The 16,948-nt window shown below is 63.5% G+C and carries 18 protein-coding genes; 5 read left to right on the forward strand and 13 right to left on the reverse strand.

The features are described from left to right. Positions 1 to 2 precede the first annotated feature (2 nt). From rplS to LMG28727_RS24050, 3 genes are all read left to right on the forward strand, one after another. The gene (rplS, locus tag LMG28727_RS24040) at positions 3 to 389 is read left to right on the forward strand and encodes a 50S ribosomal protein L19 (protein ID WP_020069334.1); all 387 of its coding nucleotides are present in this window, start codon (positions 3 to 5) and stop codon (positions 387 to 389) included. A gap of 93 nt (positions 390 to 482) precedes the next feature. After that, the gene (locus LMG28727_RS24045; protein WP_201644818.1) at positions 483 to 1,205 is read left to right on the forward strand and encodes an NUDIX hydrolase; all 723 of its coding nucleotides are present in this window, start codon (positions 483 to 485) and stop codon (positions 1,203 to 1,205) included. 112 nt (positions 1,206 to 1,317) lie between these two features. Next, the gene (locus LMG28727_RS24050; protein WP_201644819.1) at positions 1,318 to 2,256 is read left to right on the forward strand and encodes a CobD/CbiB family protein; all 939 of its coding nucleotides are present in this window, start codon (positions 1,318 to 1,320) and stop codon (positions 2,254 to 2,256) included. Between the two features lie 116 nt (positions 2,257 to 2,372). On the opposite strand, the gene LMG28727_RS24055 is transcribed toward LMG28727_RS24050, so the two are convergent. Genes LMG28727_RS24055 through LMG28727_RS24065 form a run of 3 tightly spaced genes read right to left on the reverse strand, consistent with a single transcriptional unit; the run spans position 2,373 to position 4,904 of the window. Beyond that, positions 2,373 to 2,693, reverse strand: a complete 321-nt coding sequence (locus LMG28727_RS24055) for a putative signal transducing protein (protein ID WP_201644820.1) — start codon at positions 2,691 to 2,693, stop codon at positions 2,373 to 2,375. Between the two features lies 1 nt (position 2,694). Continuing rightward, positions 2,695 to 3,648 carry a ribosome small subunit-dependent GTPase A gene (gene rsgA, locus LMG28727_RS24060; protein WP_201644821.1) on the reverse strand — a complete coding sequence of 318 codons (954 nt, stop codon included), beginning with the start codon at positions 3,646 to 3,648 and terminating at the stop codon, positions 2,695 to 2,697. After that, positions 3,645 to 4,904, reverse strand: a complete 1,260-nt coding sequence (locus tag LMG28727_RS24065; RefSeq protein WP_201644822.1) for a M48 family metallopeptidase — start codon at positions 4,902 to 4,904, stop codon at positions 3,645 to 3,647. Before LMG28727_RS24065 ends, rsgA begins: the two co-directional genes overlap by 4 nt. 171 nt (positions 4,905 to 5,075) lie before the next feature. Between LMG28727_RS24065 and orn the strand changes: the two genes are divergently transcribed. Continuing rightward, complete coding sequence (orn, locus tag LMG28727_RS24070) at positions 5,076 to 5,684, forward strand: oligoribonuclease (protein ID WP_201644823.1); 609 nt, start codon at positions 5,076 to 5,078, stop codon at positions 5,682 to 5,684. A gap of 62 nt (positions 5,685 to 5,746) precedes the next feature. On the opposite strand, the gene mog is transcribed toward orn, so the two are convergent. Continuing rightward, a complete protein-coding gene (gene mog, locus LMG28727_RS24075; protein WP_201644824.1) occupies positions 5,747 to 6,394 on the reverse strand; it encodes a molybdopterin adenylyltransferase in 648 nt (215 codons plus the stop codon). Then, positions 6,375 to 6,986, reverse strand: a complete 612-nt coding sequence (gene yjgA, locus LMG28727_RS24080) for a ribosome biogenesis factor YjgA (protein ID WP_201644825.1) — start codon at positions 6,984 to 6,986, stop codon at positions 6,375 to 6,377. Before yjgA ends, mog begins: the two co-directional genes overlap by 20 nt. 450 nt (positions 6,987 to 7,436) lie before the next feature. Between yjgA and pmbA the strand changes: the two genes are divergently transcribed. After that, the gene (gene pmbA / locus LMG28727_RS24085; RefSeq protein ID WP_201644826.1) at positions 7,437 to 8,807 is read left to right on the forward strand and encodes a metalloprotease PmbA; all 1,371 of its coding nucleotides are present in this window, start codon (positions 7,437 to 7,439) and stop codon (positions 8,805 to 8,807) included. 134 nt (positions 8,808 to 8,941) lie between these two features. On the opposite strand, the gene LMG28727_RS24090 is transcribed toward pmbA, so the two are convergent. The 8 genes from LMG28727_RS24090 to LMG28727_RS24125 form a co-directional block, all read right to left on the reverse strand. Then, entirely contained in the window at positions 8,942 to 9,442 is a 501-nt protein-coding gene (locus tag LMG28727_RS24090) for a dihydrofolate reductase (protein WP_201644827.1), read from the reverse strand. 88 nt (positions 9,443 to 9,530) lie between these two features. Further along, complete coding sequence (locus tag LMG28727_RS24095; RefSeq protein ID WP_201644828.1) at positions 9,531 to 11,093, reverse strand: sigma-54 dependent transcriptional regulator; 1,563 nt, start codon at positions 11,091 to 11,093, stop codon at positions 9,531 to 9,533. A gap of 25 nt (positions 11,094 to 11,118) precedes the next feature. Then, positions 11,119 to 12,564 carry a hypothetical protein gene (locus tag LMG28727_RS24100; RefSeq protein ID WP_201644829.1) on the reverse strand — a complete coding sequence of 482 codons (1,446 nt, stop codon included), beginning with the start codon at positions 12,562 to 12,564 and terminating at the stop codon, positions 11,119 to 11,121. Positions 12,565 to 12,697: 133 nt separating this feature from the next. After that, positions 12,698 to 13,510 (reverse strand): peptidase C39, encoded by an 813-nt coding sequence (locus tag LMG28727_RS24105; protein WP_201644830.1) that lies wholly within the window; start codon positions 13,508 to 13,510, stop codon positions 12,698 to 12,700. Positions 13,511 to 13,517: 7 nt separating this feature from the next. Continuing rightward, positions 13,518 to 14,234: a C39 family peptidase gene (locus LMG28727_RS24110; RefSeq protein WP_201644831.1), complete on the reverse strand. Its 717-nt coding sequence runs from the start codon at positions 14,232 to 14,234 to the stop codon at positions 13,518 to 13,520. Positions 14,235 to 14,325: 91 nt separating this feature from the next. Next, positions 14,326 to 15,714, reverse strand: a complete 1,389-nt coding sequence (locus tag LMG28727_RS24115) for a serine-rich family protein (RefSeq protein WP_201644832.1) — start codon at positions 15,712 to 15,714, stop codon at positions 14,326 to 14,328. A 26-nt stretch (positions 15,715 to 15,740) separates the two neighbouring features. Beyond that, the gene (locus LMG28727_RS24120) at positions 15,741 to 16,367 is read right to left on the reverse strand and encodes a hypothetical protein (RefSeq protein WP_201644833.1); all 627 of its coding nucleotides are present in this window, start codon (positions 16,365 to 16,367) and stop codon (positions 15,741 to 15,743) included. Further along, positions 16,364 to 16,930, reverse strand: coding sequence for a hypothetical protein (locus LMG28727_RS24125; protein WP_201644834.1), 567 nt, complete (start codon positions 16,928 to 16,930; stop codon positions 16,364 to 16,366). Before LMG28727_RS24125 ends, LMG28727_RS24120 begins: the two co-directional genes overlap by 4 nt. Between the last annotated feature and the right edge of the window lie 18 nt (positions 16,931 to 16,948).

The raw sequence follows: 16,948 nt of genomic DNA on the forward strand, positions 1-16,948 counted from the left end.
TAATGAATCTGATCGCAAAACTCGAGCAGGAAGAAATCGCGCGCGCCCTCGGCGAGAAGACCATCCCCGAATTCGCTCCGGGCGATACGGTGATCGTCAGCGTGAATGTGGTTGAAGGCACGCGTAAGCGTGTTCAGGCTTACGAAGGCGTCGTGATCGCCAAGCGTAACCGTGGTCTGAATTCGTCGTTCATCGTCCGTAAGATTTCGTCGGGCGAAGGCGTCGAGCGTACGTTCCAGACGTACTCGCCGCTGCTGGCAAGCATCGTCGTCAAGCGTCGTGGCGATGTGCGTCGTGCGAAGCTGTACTATCTGCGCGACCGTTCGGGCAAGTCGGCTCGAATCAAGGAAAAGCTGGTCTCGAAAGACCGCGCTGCTTCCCAAGCGTAAATGCTGTAAGAAAAAGCACCCCCTGTGGGTGCTTTTTTGTTTGCCAGGTCAAAATAGCGGCATGTCCCCAATCCGCCTATTTCGAGAGACCCGTTGACCCGTCCCGTCTTTGAGCCTGAATCATTGCCTGTCGTCGCGACGGGCTCCCATCTGCCGCCGGTGACCGGCGACATTCTCACGCCCGATGGGCTGCGGGCGCGCTTCGAGCAAACCCTTGAGTGGACCCCCGAGCCGATCATCGAGGCGCCGTGGCGCGATACACACGCCGATCCACGCGTCGCCGCTGTGCTGGTGCCACTCGTGGTCCGCGAACATGGGCTGGCGGTATTGCTCACGCAGCGTGCGGATCATCTGAACGATCATGCTGGCCAGGTGAGCTTTCCTGGCGGCCGTCACGAACCTTTCGACGACGACGCCACCGCAACCGCATTGCGTGAAGCGCAAGAGGAGGTGGGGCTTGCGCCGTCGCGAGTCGAAATTCTTGGCGCCTTACCCGACTATCTGACGGGAACGGGCTTCTGCGTGACGCCGGTGATCGGCCTCGTGCATCCGCCGTTCGCGCTAAAAATGGATGCGCTCGAAGTCGCGGAAGTCTTCGAGGTGCCGCTCGCGTTTTTGATGGACCCGGCGAACCACGAAGAACGCCTGTTCCGCTACGAAGGTGGCGAGCGCCGCTTTTTCGCGATGCCATATCCACGCGAAGAAACGGCGACGGGCACAGACGAGCAACCCGCAAGCAGCACAGGTACCCACCATTTCATCTGGGGCGCGACGGCGGCCATGCTGCGCAATCTGTATCGCTTCCTTGCCGCGTAATCAAGCGGTCTGTGCAGTTGTCGCGTGTTTGTCAGCGCCTGCGCTCAGTCGCATCCGACCCTGTGCTATCGTTATAAAACAATCGTAAAACTTAAAAAGCACGGCGCATCGCATGACTTTTTTCTCCGTATTGCTGGCTCTGATCATTGAACAGGTACGCGCACTGTCACCGAACAACCCGGTGTCCGCGCTGCTTCAATACCATGCGGAGTCGGCGGCGCACGGATTCGATGCGGGCAAGCCCAAGCACGGCTTGCTCGCGTGGCTCGTGGTCGTAGTGCCGTGGACGTTGGCCGTCGCGCTCGTCTACTACGTGCTGTATCACATTCACTTTGCGCTGGCGTTCCTGTGGAACGTCGCGGTGTTGTATTTCACGCTCGGTTTCCGGCAGTTCAGCCACTATTTCACCGACATCCACCTCGCGTTGAATAACGACGACGTGCCGCGCGCACGCGAAATTCTGAACGAGTGGACAGGGCTCGATACCGTGGACATGCCGGTCAGCGAAATCGTGCGTCATACGCTGATTCACGCGGTGGTCGCATCGCATCGGCATGTGTTCGGTGTGTTCTTCTGGTTCCTGATTCCGGTCGGGCCGGCGGGTGCGGTGCTTTACCGGATTGCTGAATATCTGGCCCGCGCGTGGGCGCAGCCGGCCGATGACCGTACAGCGGCGTTTTCGAGTTTCGCGCAACGTGCGTTCTTCGTGATCGACTGGATTCCATCGCGCTTGACGTCGCTGGGCTTCGCGATTGTCGGTAATTTTGAAGATGCGATTTACGCGTGGCGCAATCACGCGCGTCAGTGGCCGGATGCGAACGACGGTGTATTGCTGGCCGCGGGAAGCGGAGCGCTGGGCGCGCGTCTGAGCGGGCCGCTGGCCGAGCCGTCGAGCCTCGACGCGCTTGCTACCGGCGACGGTGGTCCAATGCAGGTCGGCGACGATTGCACGCCGCGCACGTTGCAATCGGCAGTGGGTCTGGTGTGGCGCGCAGTGGTGCTGTGGATGATTTTGCTGTTGATGCTCACCATCGCGGTATGGCTCGCGTGAGATCGCTGGTCAGGATCGTCGCGATGAAATAAAAAACCGCGCGTATGCGCGGTTTTTTATTGCTTTAATCACCCTGTCCAGGCGCCGTTACCATCACGCGCCGCAGTCCCGATCCTCTATCCATCCCGGGGATCACGCTCCGTCCCACATTGCCAGCACACCGTGAACTGCGCTTCCAGCGCCTCACCGCACTGCCGGCAGCGCCACCCAGGCGAGCCCGCCGCCGGTCCATGCAACGCCGCCTCGATCAACCTCCGCGCCATCGCCTCGTCGCGTTCATCGACGAGCCACAATTCGGGTGCGCACTGATCGGCGGGAATATCGCCGAGCGCGCCGTTCAGATACCGGTTGTGCAACTCGGACGCGATGCCCGCCGTCGCCAGCACGTTGACCCAATGCTGTCCGGTGATCAGGTTCGGCGCGCGCATCAGTTTCATGTCAGCGGACGACCTGGCTGGCTTCGTGCACCAGTTGCGCATAAAGCGCGTGCCGTTCGCGGCGGATCCGGCCATCGGCGACAGCTTCGAGAATCGCGCAGCCAGGCTCCTGCAGGTGGTGACAGTTGTAGAAGCGGCAGTTCGGCAGCAGCGGCCGGAACTCCGGGAATGCGCGTTCGAGCCGTCCTTCAGTCAGATGGTGCAGGCCGAATTCCTGGAAGCCCGGCGAGTCGATCAACGCACCGCCCTCGCTATCGGCGCTATCGGGCAACGGATAGAGGCGCGTGAACGTCGTGGTGTGACGGCCGCTATTCAACGCGGTCGAGATTTCCCGCGTGGCGACTTCGGCATCGGGAATCAGCAGATTCACCAGTGTCGATTTGCCCATCCCGGACTGGCCGAGCAGCAACGTCGAATGACCATGCAGATGTTCGATCAACACGGCACGCGCGGCGTCGGGCTGCGTCTTGATCGACACCTCGACGACCGTGTAGCCCAGCGCCCGATACGGCTCGAGCCGCTTGCGCGCCCATTCCAGCTCGCCCGTCACGTCGATCTTGTTCAGCACGATCAGCGGCTTCAACTCGTTCGCTTCGGCGGCGACCAGTGCGCGGCCGAGCAGGTCTTCGCTGAAGTGCGGTTCGGTCGCGAGCACGATCAGCAACTGATCGAGATTGGCCGCGAACAGCTTCGACTTGTACTGATCCGAGCGATACAACAAATTGCGCCGTTCACCGATCTCGACGATCACGCCCTGATCAGTGGACGCCAGTTCGTAAATCACACGATCGCCGACCGCCACTTCGCTGCGCTTGCCGCGCGGGAAGCACTGGAGCATCGGACCACCGTCTTCGGGCGCGACCAGATAGTGACGGCCATGCGCGGCCACGACTAGGCCGCCTACGCGTGCGCTCGACGGCGCGCGCGGTGCTTTCTTCGGGGAGCGGCCGCTCATGCGTGGCGCATCAGTCGGTCGATCCGCTGCGATGCCGGCGGATGCGAGTAATAGAACGCGGTGTAGAGCGGATCGGGTGTCAGCGTCGACGCGTTGTCCTCATACAGCTTGACGAGCGCGTTGATGAGATCTTGCGCATCGGTTTGTGTCGCGGCAAACGCGTCGGCTTCGAACTCATGCTTGCGTGAGCTGAGGCTGCCGAGCGGGGTGACGAAAAACGCGAACACCGGCAGCGCGAGGAAGAACAGCACGAGCGCGAGTCCGCTATTGCCGCCGATCAGCGACGGCCGCACCCCCAGGCCTTCGTAGAACCACACGCATTGCGTGAGCCAGCCGAGCAGCGCGAGCATCACGAGGCTGATCGCGAACGTGACGAGCATCCGCTTGATCACGTGACGGCGTTTGAAGTGGCCGAGTTCGTGCGCGAGCACCGCTTCGATCTCGTTGCCGGACAGACGCGCGAGCAGCGTGTCGAAGAACACGATTCGCTTGGCCGCGCCAAAGCCGGTGAAGTACGCGTTGCCGTGCGCCGAGCGGCGGCTGCCGTCCATCACGAACAGGCCTTTGGCCGCGAAGCCGCAGCGCTGCATCAGCGCTTCGATGCGGTTTTTCAGTGCTTCGTCCTTGAGTGGTTCGAACTTGTTGAAAAGCGGTGCGATAAACGACGGATACAGCACCAGCACGAGCATCTGGAACGCGACCCACACGATCCACGTCCACAGCCACCACAGGCTGCCGGCCTGGTTCATCAGCCACAGCACCACGAACAGCAGCGGCAAGCCGAACGCGGCGCCGAGCAGCACGCCCTTCAGACGGTCGATGAAGAAAATGCCTTTGCTCATCCGGTTAAAACCGAAGCGCTGTTCGACGACGAACTGCCGGTAGTAGTCGAACGGGAGGTCGATCACGCTGGTGATCGCGATGACGGCGGCGACCAGTGCGATCTGGCCAGCGTAGCCACGGCCGATCCAGTCGGAGATGGCCAGGTCGAGCACCTGCACGCCGCCCAGCAGCGTGAGGCCGATCAGCACGGCCGCGCTGACGACGATTTCGATCATCGTGAGACGGGTGCGTTCGATGGTGTAGTCGGCGGCACGCTGGTGCGCGCTCAGCGCGATGGTGCCGGCAAACTGGCTTGGCACCTGCTCGCGATGCCCGGCGACGAAGCGGATTTGCCGCGACGCGAGCCAGAGTTTGGTGCCGACCATTGCCACGACGGCGATGACGAACAGAACGGTGAAGTACAGGGTAGGCATCCGGGGATTCCGTGGTATCTATGCGAGAATTATATGTTTCTTCCTGCCTCGCGGCGGGAGCACGCTCAAACCGGATTTCAACCCGGGCGCGCAAACCAATTTCAAACGAACAATCGCCGTGGCAGGCAGGCTTGCACAGGAGCCGTCTGCCCGGTCATCAGGGTTGCCTTCATGACTGACATCCTCGCATCCACCGACCAGCCGCTCGTACGCAGCGACATGAATCTCGTCTGGCTCGACATGGAAATGACCGGGCTCGAGCCCGACTCCGACCGCATCATCGAAATCGCGGTGGTGGTGACGAATTCGACGCTCGACCGTTTGGTCGAGGGCCCGGTGCTGGCGATTCATCAGAGCGATGAAACGCTCGCCAAAATGGATCAGTGGAATCAGAACACGCATGGCCGCTCGGGACTGATCGACCGTGTCAAGGCGTCCACGGTGAGCGAAGCCGACGCCACCGAGCAGATTCGCGATTTCCTCGGCCAGTACGTGCCGCCCGGCAAATCGCCGATGTGCGGCAACTCGATCTGCCAGGACCGCCGTTTCATGGCGCGCTGGATGCCGGAACTGGAGCAGTTTTTCCATTACCGCAATCTCGACGTCAGCACGCTGAAGGAATTGTGCCGCCGCTGGCAGCCCGCGATTTACAAGGGTTTTCAGAAGCGCGCGATGCACACGGCGCTGGCCGACATTCATGAATCGATCGACGAGCTGAAGTACTACCGTGAGCATTTCCTGATTCCGTCGGCGCCGGACGAGTCGGGCAGCGCTGGGTAAGCGAGGTTTAAGCGTAGTAGGGGGCAGCCGCTGGTTTCGCGGGCGCGGCTGCCGGCGCGTTCTCAGGTACGCGGCGCCCGCACCGCATTTTTCGGCCGGAACGCCTTCACCACCTCGGGATTGGTTTCCACATAAGGCCCGCCAATCAGGTCGATGCAGTAGGGCACGGCCGCGAAAATTCCCGGCACTTTCACGGCGCCCGCTTCGGCATCGCGCAACCCTTCCAGCGTTTCCCTGATCGACTTCGGCTGCCCCGGCAGATTGATAATCAGCGCCGCGTGATCCGCCGTTTCGCGAATCACCGCGACCTGCCGCGACAGAATCGCCGTCGGCACAAAATTCAGGCTGATCTGCCGCATCTGCTCGCCGAAACCCGGCATCTCTTTCGTCGCGACCGCGAGCGTCGCTTCGGGCGTCACATCACGGCGTGATGGCCCGGTGCCGCCGGTGGTCAGCACCAGATCGCAGCCCACCTGGTCGACCAGTTCGACCAGCGTCGCGGAGATAGTCGGTGCGTCGTCCTGAATCAGACGGGTGACGACATGCCACGGCGAGCTCAGCGCCGTGCCGAGCCATTCCTGCAGTGCCGGAATGCCTTTGTCCTCGTACACGCCGGTGGACGCGCGATCGCTGATCGACACGAGGCCGATCACGATTTCGTCAGGGTGATTGCGTTGGGCAGCCGTGGGCTTAGTCGTCGCGGTCGTCATCGTCGTCGTCCAGCGCGCCGTCGGCGTCGGAATCGGACTGCGCCGACGGGCCGTCCGCGTTCTTGATCCACTGGAACAGTTCGCGGAAGTAGCGCGGCGGCTTGCTCTGCTGCGCTTCCTTGCGGGCGTTGCGGATCAGCGTGCGGCCTTGCTGCGGATCGGCATTCGGGTGCTGGCGGATGAAATCGGTCAGCGCGGCGTCGTCGGCGAGCAGTTTTTCGCGGGTACGCTCGATCCAGTGCAGCTTGGCCGTTTCCGCCTTGTTGACGCCGTTATAGGTGTCGAGCGCGGTACGCAGCGCGGCGGTTTCCTCGTCCAGCAGCGAGCGCATCACGCGCCCGACGTATTGCACCTGGCGGCGCTTGCCTTCGTGATCGGTGATGCGGCGTGCTTCGCGCACGGCGTCGTCGAGCTTTTCGGGCATCGGCATGCGTTTGAGCGCATCTTTGGGCAGCGCGATCAGCGCCGAGCCCAGCTCCTGCAGCTCGTGCATGTCGCGCTTGAGCTGGGACTTGCTGGGACGGTCGTAGCCGTTTTCGTCGACTTCCGGTTCGGCGGACTCGATGGGTTGAATGCGGGTTTTGCGTGTCATACCGATATTGTAGCGTGCCGGGCACCTCGGAACCCGCGATAAGGCCCGAAGCAGGGCTTCGCGCGATGCGCGGCCGGCCGTGCGGCTGGCTGCGAGAGCAGGGTGAACTGCCAGGCGATGAAGGGCAATCGGCCGGGCCGATCCCAGGTGAATACCCAGTCAGTTGCACGTGCGAACGTCCGGGCCGTCCATGCGCGAAATGCCGGCCACGCGCATGCGAAGGTTCGCACCGTTGTCACGCGAAGGACCAGCCCGATGCCCATGCGAACGTCCAGGCCGTGCGCACACAAATGACCAGCCAAAGCCCACGCAATCACCACGCAATCACCAGGCGATTGCCAGGTACAGCGCCGCGTACCTTGCTATGATCGCGGGATGCTTCGTCACGCGCGTGCGTGGCATGTGCAAAACACACAGGGCCGCTCGGCCCCGAACAGGATGGCAACGACAATGGCAGCAGACATGGACGTCAAGCAGCGCTTTTTTCCGCATACCCAGGATGAACTGAAGGAAATCGCCTCGGACATCCTTCGTCACGCGAAGTCACTCGGCGGCACCGACGCGGCAACCGAGATTTCCGAAGGCGACGGCCTGTCCGTCTCCGTGCGGCGCGGCGAAGTCGAGACGATCGAACACAATCGCGACAAGATGGTCGGCGTGACGGTGTTCATCGGCAACAAGCGCGGCAACGCGAGCACCTCGGACTTTTCGTCGCAAGCGCTGAAGGATACGGTCGCGGCGGCATACAACATCGCGCGCTTCACGGCGGAAGACGATTGCGCCGGTCTCGCTGAAGCCGAACTGCTCGAAACCGAGCCGCGCGACCTCGATCTGTATCACCCGTGGAATCTGTCCGCCGACGAAGCGGTTGAAATCGCCCGTCGCTCGGAAGACGCCGCGTTCGCCACCGATCCGCAGATCAAGAACTCCGAAGGCGCCAGCGTCTCAGCGCAGCATTCGCAGTTCGTGCTGGCCACCTCGCGTGGCTTCCTCGCCGGTTATCCGTACTCGCGTCACTACATTGCGTGCGCGCCGATTGCCGGCAGCGCCCGCAACATGCAGCGCGACGACTGGTACACGTCGACCCGCAACGCCGGCGATCTGGCCGATCCGGAAGCGGTAGGCCGCTACGCGGCGCAACGCGCGCTCTCGCGCATCGGCGCGCGCGGTCTCGATACGCGCAAGGTGCCGGTGCTGTTCGAAGCGCCGCTTGCCGCAGGCATCCTCGGCGCCTTCGTGCAGGCCACGAGTGGCGGCGCGTTGTATCGCAAGACGTCGTTCCTCGTCGACAGCCTCGGCAAGCCGGTATTCGCGCCGCATATTCAGGTGGTCGAAGACCCGCACGCCGCACGTGCGATGGGCAGCGCGCCGTTCGACGAAGAAGGCGTGCGCACCAAACAGCGTTCGGTCGTGAAGGACGGTGTGGTGGAAGGCTATTTCCTGTCCACCTATTCGGCGCGCAAGCTCGGCATGAAGACCACCGGCAACGCGGGCGGCTCGCACAATCTGTCGTTCAAAAGTTCGAACACGCGTCCCGAAGACGACTTCGAAGAGATGCTGCGCAAGCTCGGCACTGGCCTGTTGCTGACCGAACTGATGGGGCAGGGCGTGAACTACGTGACGGGCGACTACTCGCGCGGTGCGTCGGGCTTCTGGGTCGAGAACGGCAAGATCCAGTATCCGGTCGAGGAAATCACGGTGGCGAGCACGTTGCAGGAGATGTTCCGCCATATCGTCGCGATCGGCGCGGACACGATCACGCGCGGCACCAAGCAGACGGGCTCGGTGCTGATCGAACGGATGACGATTGCCGGGCAGTAACGGGTATTAGCCGCGGGCAGGTTGAATCGCTCCAGCGCCGCTGCAAACGAAAAAACGCCACGCAAACTCTGCGTGGCGTTTTGTTTTTGTGGCGATGAACCTCGACCCCGAGCCGGCGTTACGCCCGCGAAAGCTCAAACACCCTTGCGCTTATACGTCACGAATGCGTAATCGAAGTCATTCGGCGCATCTGCACGATGGGTCTCATGCGCAACCTCTTCCCACTCGTTTTCATCCAGCTCGGGGAAGGTGGCGTCGCCTTCAAAGTCGGCGGAAATCTCGGTGACGATCAGCTTGTCCGCCTGGCGCAACCCTTCCGCATACAACTGCGCGCCGCCGATCAGAAACGCTTCCGGCGCCTGATCCTGCGCGGCCAGTTCGAGCGCGTCTTCCAGCGTGGTCGCAGCATCGCAGCCCTGGAAGCGCCGGGTGGCGTCCCGTGTCACGACGATGTTGCGGCGTCCTGGCAGCGGCCGCCCAATCGATTCATGCGTCTTGCGGCCCATGATGATGGGCGCGCCCATCGTGGTGCGCTTGAAGAACGCGAGGTCTTCGGGGAGTCGCCAGGGCAACTGGTTGTCGCGGCCGATCACGCCGTTGTTGGCGCGAGCGACGATCAGGGTGAGCGTCGTCATCGAATGGAAAAGGGAATGTAATCTGAACGATTCTACCTGACGCGCCTGACGGGCCGCCGTAGCGGCCCGTCCCGCCGAATGCCGGGGGTCACGTCTGCGCCGGCTCGTCCTCGGCGAGCGCCGCTTTTTCGTCGGCGATGCTCAGTTCGCGCAGACCATGCTGACCCATCAGCCGGTACAGCGTCACTCGCGAAATATTCAGATCCACCGCCGCCTCGTTCAGCCGATGCCGATGGCGCAACAGCGCCGCCTCGATCGCGCGTTTTTCAGCGGCCTCGCGCGCCTGCGACAGCGTCATGGTCTGCTGCTCGGTGAATTGAGCGAGGTCGAGGTCGTCGGCGGAAATGAGTTTGTTCTCCGCCATCACGATCGCGCGGCGCACGCGGTTGATCAACTCGCGCACATTGCCGGGCCAGTTGTAGTTGTACAGCGCCTCGATCGCGGACGGCGCGAAGCCGCGAATCTTGCGCGCGCTGTCGGTCTTGAACTTGCCGAGAATGTGCTGCGCGAGAATCTCGATGTCCTTGCCGCGCGCGCGCAGCGGCGGCTCGTCCACCCGTAGCACGCACAACCGGTGGAACAGGTCGGGGCGGAAGCGTCCGTCGCGCATCGCGTCTTCGAGATCGACGTGGGTCGCGGAAATGATCCGCACATCGACCCGAATCGATTCGCGGCCGCCGAGCCGCTCGATCTTGCCTTCCTGTAAAAAGCGCAACAGGCTCGCCTGGCTTTCGAGCGGCAGATCGCCGATTTCGTCGAGCAGCAGCGTGCCGCCGTCGGCGGCTTCGACGCGGCCGATCTTGCGCTGATTCGCGCCCGTGAACGCGCCGCGCTCATAACCGAACAGTTCGGATTGCAGCAGATGGTGCGGAATCGCGCCGCAATTGATCGCCATGAACGGCGCTTTGCGGCGCGGCGAGCGCTCGTGAATCGCGAGCGCGGTCAGTTCCTTGCCGGTGCCCGATTCGCCGGAGATAAACACGCTTGCGTCGGTGTTGGCCACTTTGCGGATGGTGCGAAAGAGTTGCTGCATTGCTTCGCAGGTGCCGACCATTTCGTCGTCGCCGGACTCGCTTGCGGGCGGCGCGGCTTCGGGATCGCACAGCGTCATCATGCCGAACGCGTGGCCGACCAGGTAGTCGACCGTCGCCTGCGCGACCGGCATCTTGACGAAGTCGAAGCAGTAATGCCGCACGAGCCGGCGCACCACCGGATCATTGAGCCGCTCGCTGGTGGCGAGCGCGATCCAGCCGATCTGCTGTTGACGCAGGCTGGCTTCGAGGCCGGCCAGGTCGCGTGGCGGAAAGCTCGCCAGATCGACGATGCCGGCGCAGGCCAGATCGGGCTTCACCAGCCGCCCGAGTTCATGCGCCGAACGCGCAGCGGAAACATTCCAGCCGCGGCTTTTCAGATGCGCGATCAACGTTTCGTCGAGCGTGCGCGCCACGTAAAGCAGGCGCCGCCCCGTCGCGGAATACGTCGACGCCGACGGCCCCGCGCCGGGCGCCAGGGCCTTCGCCTGCGCGCGGCTGGTCAACAGGTCGGCAGGCGCGTCGGCGGAGCTTCCATTGGGTACCGCGAGCGACAGACGCGCGCCCGCGCCGGCTCCCGCCACCTTGGCAACACTGGTCAGATGAGGTGATTCACGCACGGTCGACCTCGCTTGGGTTTTCACGTCAGAAGGTGTAGGGGAAACGCACGCCAACCACGAAGTTCGGCGCGTCGGGTGTCATGCCGATCGAGACCGAGCCGTTGATGGTCAGGTGCTTGTTCACGACGTGGTTCAGGCCAAAATTCATCGCTGCGGCGGTGGTTTCGCTGCCCGGCACCTTTGTGTAGGAGCCGCCCGGCGCACGCGTTTCCGATTCGGGTTCGAGCGCCATCGTGAACGAGATGCTGGCCGAATCCTTGTCCGAAAACGCGAGCGCCACGCCGCCGCCGAACTGCACGACGTCGCCGAGCTTGACCGTGGCCGGCTCGGTTTGTCCCTGCACGGAGGAGATGTCCGCGAACGAGCGCGCGATGTTGTAGGTGTACGAAAGACTGCCGAACAGCACCACCGGGTCGTAGGTCTTCAGCACCGAAACGCCGGCTGTGATGTTCCAGAAACCGGTGCCGGTGGGCAGCTTGGTCGGCGCGACCAGGTTGGTGTTGTTCTCGTCGATCTGCACGACTTTCTCGCCGAACGGCGAGGTGCCGGTGGGCGCCTTGAACCGCAGACTGCCGACGATATCCGGCAGGCTGTTGGTCTCTTTCAGGAACTGATAGTAGATCCCGAAGTTGACGTCGCCGAGCGCGTTGCTGCTCACCGACGCATCCGACAGCGTGCTCGCCGCGCCACCCGCACCGCCGACGATGAAGTTGCTACGCCGGTACACGTACGGCACGTCGAGGTCGACGCTGATACGGTCGGTCAGACCATAGCGGGTGTCGAGATCGGCCATCACCTGGTGCGACTTGGTCTCGCCCAGGTTGATGTTGCCGAGGAAAATCGCGTCGAGCGCGAGGAAGCCGGACAACTGCAACTGACGGCGATCGTAGTACGTGTCGCTGAAGCCGAGGTCCATCGTCAGATTGTGGTCGAACAGCGGCGCGTGCTCGCGTTGCACGACGGCCTGCTCGGCCTGGGTGCGGGTCGGCTCGGCGGCCTGCTGGGTCTGGCCGACGGTGCCGGTGCGGCCGCTGCCGTCGGTGGCCTGCGGCAGACCGCCCGCACTGCCGCCGTCGGGCGACGGCGGGTTGACCGGCACGCCGGTCGCCGTGCCCGTGTTGCCACCCGGCGTGGGGACGCCGGGATTGACCTGCGCGAGTGGCGGTAGCGGCACCGGCAAGCCGTCTGCGCCCGGTTGTTCCGCCACGGCTTCGCTTCCGGCGGGCGCCCCCACGCCCGGCACGCCGCGTCCGCGTTGCGACATTTCCAGATCAGTGACCTGTCGTTCAAGCGAATGAATCTGCCGCTGCTGTTCGTCGACGACCCGCATCAACGTGTTCAGCCGGTCTTCTACGGATTGTCCCGCCAGCGCCTGCGCGCTCGCACCTTGTGAAAAGGCAAACAGCATGGCGGCAGCCGGAATGGCCGCCAGCGCCATGCGTGGCGCCCTGGTCGATGAAAGTCTTGTCATTTTGCACTCCCCCGGTGTTCCGGCTGCGCGATGCCGCTGGTCCTTCTACTGACGTCGCCCGGCCGTATCTGTACTGCGTTTGCTGCTTGTGTGGCAGGTGGCGGCCCGCCGCTTTTCTCCTTTGGCTTCCTGTCTATCTCCTGTTTTGCAGAGCTTGTAGTACGCCGATCTGGCGGAGCATGGACGCCGACATCTGGTGCGTCTGCAGATTCAACTGCAGCGCATTGGCGACCTGCTGGTTATTGCCTGCAATCTGTAGTAACTGGGCGATCTGTCCGTTGCCCGGCGTGATGGTCTGGGTGGCGAGCCCGGCCGGTGTTTGCAGCGACACCTTCACGCCCGTGCTGCCGAACGCGATGCCGGCCGTGACGGAGCCGTTCGCGTTACTGGCTAAGGCGGACGGGGTATTGGCGCTGCCCAGCGACGCTAGAGCGCCGCTGTTGAAGTCGATCGTGGCGGAGTTCATGCCGCTGTTGCTGTCGCCGGCGACCTGCGTGACCTGCGACACGCCGTTGACCGCGATGCTTTGTCCGCCGCGTGTCTGCGCGTTCGGATTGGCCCCCGAGTCGCCGTGCCCTTTGCCTGTCACGCTCGCCTGGGTGCTCACGCTGCTGATGAGCTGACCGGCTGCATTGGTTGCCGCGCTAAGCGTCCCCTGGGCTAGCGCGCTCACGCCGTTGGGCAACTGCCATTGCGAAATGACGTTCAGCACGAAGCCGGAAATCATCGTGGCGCCGGCATATTTGCCGGTCTGGGTGGCGAGCACATCGTCGTCGACCGTCTGCACCTTGACGGCGGCGGACTCCATGTCGTGGGAAGTTGCAGATGACGTAAGCGATTCCGGCGCCGATGGCGAGCCGGCCCCTTGCGACGCATGGGCACTGCCGGTTGCACCGAACGTCACGGCGCAGAAGGCCAGCCCGAGCTGAGTGAGATGTTGCTTCATGGTTGGGTCAGAACAGGTCTGCCTTGATCAAGCCGTACTCGACAAAGGGAGTCGCGGCGGTGCCGTTGGCCAGCGCACTGGCGCGCAGCTTGAGCGCGAGCGACTCGTTGTCCTGCAACAGCGGTGAATCCTCCCTGAAGGGTTTGCCGAGGACCGCGAACACGAGACCGTTCCAGGTCTTTGCGAAATCCTCTTCGAGCACGATGCGATTGCCCAGCGCCGGGTCCGCGAGAAATACGCGGCCGTTTTCCGCATGCTTGACGATCACGAAATGCTCATACCCGTCGATGTTCATCAGAACCATGACGGGGATCTGTAAATGATTGAGCGCGTCGGCACTGACCCGGAAGCCGCGGCCGCGCAGACCGATGGTCTCGACGAACTTCTTCATGTCGAGCATCGAGAAGCCGTTCTTGATCACGACGGCGGGCGTCGAGAAAACCATCATCCGGCGAATCAGTTCGGTTTCCGGAATATCGATCCCGTAACCGAACTTGAGCAGGGTGGCGAGCGCTGCCGCGCCGCAGCTGTAGTCGAACTGCTGACTGACGATGTGGCTGTAACGAATGTCCTTCATCGAACGGATCGTTTTTTTCAACGGCACGCCCACCAGCGTGGACGTGTCGATGGTCGACTGTGCGTAACTCTGGTCCATGCACAGCGCGCAGCCTGCCAGCGCAACGGCCAACCACCGTCGCGCCGGGAACCCCTTGTACCCGGTCATACTGGTCTCCTGCCTTGATCCGTGCCGGCCGCTTCGAATGGCGGCCGGCACGTCCCTCCCGATCTGCTTCTGGCTTCTTGTGCCGGTCAGCTTATTTGCCGCTGTTCAGCGCTGCGATGGCGAGGCCGTTGTGTTGCAGATTGCCCGCGCCGCCCGCGATATTCACGCCGATGTTGCCCGACGCGTTATAGAGCGCGCCGGCACCCAGCATCGCGGTGCCCTGGAATTGACCCGCGACCGTCATGCTGGCGGATTGCGAGTTGTCATCCGTGGCGACCATCGCCGTGGTCGAGGCGTTTCTTTGGTCCGTCGTCGTCACTGCACCGGCGAGGCTGTTGTTCTGCACGTTGCCGATACCCGACGCGACGTTCACGCCGACATTGCCCGTCACACCCGACAGCGAGCCATCGCCGATCGACGCGTTCAGATTGAAGTTGTTGATCTGAGCGGTGCCAGCCGACGATTGCGTGCTGAAGATTTGCGCATTGCCGAACACGTTGCCGACATCGACCGAGGCGAGCGACGTGTCGTTGCTTTGCGCGTTGCTGATGCCTTCTGCGATGTTGATGCCGAGGTTGCCCGACACGTTGTTGGCGGCGTTGGCGCCGGTGGTCGCGGTCAGCGTGCCGGGAGCCTGCGTGTTGGTGTACTGCGTGACGGAGCCGGTGGTCGTTTCGTTGGTCGTCTTCAGGCTGCCGCTGATATCCCACTGTGCGCCGTAGGTGCTGGTCGTCGACGTATGGCTGCTCGAATGACCGGACGACTGTTCGCCGCCTGCCGCGTAGCCCGAACCTTCGTTGGCGTTGTAGTTCCACGCCTTGCCTTGTCCGGAAGCTTCGGTAGCTTCGAAGCCGCCGGCGACACCCGACGTGTTGGCATAGTCCGAAGCACGATAGCCGGCCTGCAAGCCCGCGCCCGCGCTGAACGAGCCGCTGCTGCCGTTGCGCGAGTTATGCGTGTCGTAGTTGTAGCCGCCGCCAATCGAGCCGCCCGCCGCGATATGGCCACCGGAATTCGACGCGGTGTGCGTGAAGCCGCCGACGATGCCCGAAGCCTGCTGGCTGCCTTCATAGCCGCCGCCCGTCACCGATGCGCTCTGGCTGCCGTACGCATAGCCGCCCGACGCCTGGAGCGATTGCGAGCCGGACGTCTTCGTCGTTTGAGACTGGGACAGCGTGACGCTGGCGGTGCCGCTGGTCTTGATCGAGCTGTTCGCGTCGTTATAGGACTGTGTGACCGCGCCGACCGTATAGCTCTGCGCCTGCGGCATCAATGCTGCCTGCACGTTGACCGACTGGGTGTTGTTGATCACCGCGCCGGCGGTGCTGGACACGTGGACGCAACCATACAGTCCAACCAGACCCTCGACGCCAACCGCTTCGCCGACCATCGTGGCATTGAACAGATAGACGGGCTTTGCGGCAAATGCGCTGCCGGATGCGGCAACGAAAACGGCTGCGGCAATAAGAGTGCGTTTCATGATTCGCTCCGATACTTTAAGTGTGGTCAGTTAAAAAAAGTGCCCGCCGGGGGACGGAGCACAAAACTGTTTGCCGTTGCATTACCGGCGCCGGCTGTCTGGTTGATCTGCACGATTCCGTTGACGTTCTTGAAGGCATCGCTGGAAATGTTTGCCTCGCGGACGCTATGAACCCCGATGGATTGACCCGGACCTCCGTTTTTCGCGGCCGTCGCGGATAGCTCCCCATCCGAGACGGTCTCGACTCCGAGCGCGGCAGTCCCGATCTGGGTGCTGTTGCGCTGCAGATTCCCTGCTCCGGCCGACTGGTTCACCAGCACCGCACCGGATGTATTCGAAAAAGCATTGGCGTCGATCGTCGCCCGCGCGCTAGTGACCTTCGCGGCACCGGACGCGCTCTGCACGCTCGCGTTGTCATTGCCGGTCAGCGCGCCGTTCGTGATCGTCACCTGATTGACCTGCGCGTTATTGAGGCCCGCCGTTTCGTTGACGGTGAACGCGCCGGTCACGCCCGCGCCCGCACCGTTGCCGATGGTCGCGTCGGCGCCCACTTGCGGCACCGCTTGCGCGTGCGCGTGGCTCGCCACCAGCGCCGCGCCGCTCAGGCAGACGCACATCGCGAAGCGCAGCGGATCGAAGCGAAGGGCGTTCATTTCAGGCCTCCGAGCGCGCCGCTCAGCACGTTCGACAGCGGCGCCAGCGCGCCTGTCACCGACGACGTGATGGTCCCGCCGATACCTGCCGCCGGCCCGCCGATCGCGCCGGCGTTCAGCGCGATGTTGTTGCCGGTCGCGCGGCCGCTCAGGATCTGCGTGACCGCCTGCATGCCGCCGCTGCCGCTGAGGACGCCGCTGTCGGCGACACCGCTGGACCCGTGCGCATTCGTCAGATCGGTATCGCCCACGAGTTGGGCGACGGCCGGATTGAACGAGTTGGCCGGGAAAGTGGTGGCGCGCACCGCGACCGGATCCTGATCGCGTGGCACGGGAACGAAGGCGTCGCGCGGTGTCACCGTGCGCTCGACGATGATGTCGCCGGGATTGGCGACCTGCTGCGCGTGAGCGTCGATCGCGAAGCAGGTGGCGAACAGGGTGAGAAGGCCTGCCAGCGCGGCGGGCAGTCTGCCGCAGGTCAGCGCAAGGCCCGGCGTCGAGGCGAACTCGGGCGACGCCGCCGGCGAGCTATGCGCGCGCGGCGTCCTGTTGAGGGTGGTCATGTCTCGGTCCTTTATTCT

The organism is Paraburkholderia metrosideri (genome assembly GCF_904848625.1).
GTDB classification, from domain to species: domain Bacteria; phylum Pseudomonadota; class Gammaproteobacteria; order Burkholderiales; family Burkholderiaceae; genus Paraburkholderia; species Paraburkholderia metrosideri.

Coding starts and splice junctions, on each gene's coding strand:
- rplS (WP_020069334.1), top strand. CDS start 3: ATGAATCTGATCGCAAAACTCGAGCAGGAAGAAATCGCGCGCGCCCTC.
- LMG28727_RS24050 (WP_201644819.1), top strand. CDS start 1,318: ATGACTTTTTTCTCCGTATTGCTGGCTCTGATCATTGAACAGGTACGC.
- LMG28727_RS24055 (WP_201644820.1), bottom strand. CDS start 2,693: ATGAAACTGATGCGCGCGCCGAACCTGATCACCGGACAGCATTGGGTC.
- rsgA (WP_201644821.1), bottom strand. CDS start 3,648: ATGAGCGGCCGCTCCCCGAAGAAAGCACCGCGCGCGCCGTCGAGCGCA.
- LMG28727_RS24065 (WP_201644822.1), bottom strand. CDS start 4,904: ATGCCTACCCTGTACTTCACCGTTCTGTTCGTCATCGCCGTCGTGGCA.
- orn (WP_201644823.1), top strand. CDS start 5,076: ATGACTGACATCCTCGCATCCACCGACCAGCCGCTCGTACGCAGCGAC.
- mog (WP_201644824.1), bottom strand. CDS start 6,394: ATGACGACCGCGACGACTAAGCCCACGGCTGCCCAACGCAATCACCCT.
- yjgA (WP_201644825.1), bottom strand. CDS start 6,986: ATGACACGCAAAACCCGCATTCAACCCATCGAGTCCGCCGAACCGGAA.
- pmbA (WP_201644826.1), top strand. CDS start 7,437: ATGGCAGCAGACATGGACGTCAAGCAGCGCTTTTTTCCGCATACCCAG.
- LMG28727_RS24090 (WP_201644827.1), bottom strand. CDS start 9,442: ATGACGACGCTCACCCTGATCGTCGCTCGCGCCAACAACGGCGTGATC.
- LMG28727_RS24100 (WP_201644829.1), bottom strand. CDS start 12,564: ATGACAAGACTTTCATCGACCAGGGCGCCACGCATGGCGCTGGCGGCC.
- LMG28727_RS24105 (WP_201644830.1), bottom strand. CDS start 13,510: ATGAAGCAACATCTCACTCAGCTCGGGCTGGCCTTCTGCGCCGTGACG.
- LMG28727_RS24110 (WP_201644831.1), bottom strand. CDS start 14,234: ATGACCGGGTACAAGGGGTTCCCGGCGCGACGGTGGTTGGCCGTTGCG.
- LMG28727_RS24115 (WP_201644832.1), bottom strand. CDS start 15,714: ATGAAACGCACTCTTATTGCCGCAGCCGTTTTCGTTGCCGCATCCGGC.
- LMG28727_RS24120 (WP_201644833.1), bottom strand. CDS start 16,367: ATGAACGCCCTTCGCTTCGATCCGCTGCGCTTCGCGATGTGCGTCTGC.
- LMG28727_RS24125 (WP_201644834.1), bottom strand. CDS start 16,930: ATGACCACCCTCAACAGGACGCCGCGCGCGCATAGCTCGCCGGCGGCG.